The organism is Novosphingobium sp. FKTRR1 (genome assembly GCF_020404405.1).
In the GTDB taxonomy this organism is placed as follows: Bacteria; Pseudomonadota; Alphaproteobacteria; order Sphingomonadales; family Sphingomonadaceae; genus Novosphingobium.
Window position 1 is genome coordinate 1 of the sequence record NZ_JAIZDA010000098.1, and the last position, 770, is coordinate 770.

Sequence of the window (770 nt, forward strand, 5' to 3'; positions counted from 1 at the left end):
GGTGGATTCTATCTGGAAGTGCGAATTTTGAGGATTTCCGGGCACTTTGTGCCCCACTCAAGAGGATGCACAATGGCTCGAAACTACCGACATCTCAGTCTTGAAGAGCGTGATACGATCATGCGCATGCGCGATCGTTGCATGCCGGTTGGCCGGATCGCCGCCGAACTCCGGCGGCATCCAGCGACAATCTATCGTGAACTGCGGCGCAACTTCTTCTATGACGAGGACGCCTGGTTCCGTGGCTATTTCGGTCGTGTCGCACACCGGAAAGCTGCTTCGCGCCGGGTCTGTGGTGGCAAGGTCAACCGTGATCGTGAGCTTGCCGCGCGCATTGTAGAACATCTTCAGCAATGCTGGTCACCAGAGCAAATTGCTGGCCGCCTGAGACTCGATAAGGCCAATCCCATCACTGTTTGTCACGAGACCATCTACCAGTTTGTGTATGGCACGGAGGGTCGGCAGTTAGGCCTCTGGAGCCATTTGCCGCGCCAGCGGAAGACGCGGCGTCAGCGCTACGCGCGCAAGCCGCGAGGCCTCAATATCCCACTGGCAAACACTATCGCAGAACGTCCCAAAGAGATTGGCGAACGCAATCAGTTTGGTCACTGGGAGGGCGATCTCATTGCTTTCAGGAAAGAATTTGGAAAATCCAATCTTACTTCGTTGGTCGAACGCCGCAGCCGATACATCGTGCTGACGCGCAACCCCAGTCGCCATTCCATGGGCGTCATGGCAGGGATCGAACACCACCTTGGCCCCCTCCCCCA

1 protein-coding gene is annotated in these 770 nt (G+C 56.9%); it reads left to right on the top strand.

Annotated elements, in window-relative coordinates; genetic code table 11:
• Positions 1 to 72: 72 nt before the first annotated feature.
• A partial coding sequence (locus LDN95_RS23065; protein ID WP_226019836.1) for an IS30 family transposase occupies positions 73 to 770 on the top strand: 698 nt, incomplete at its 3' end.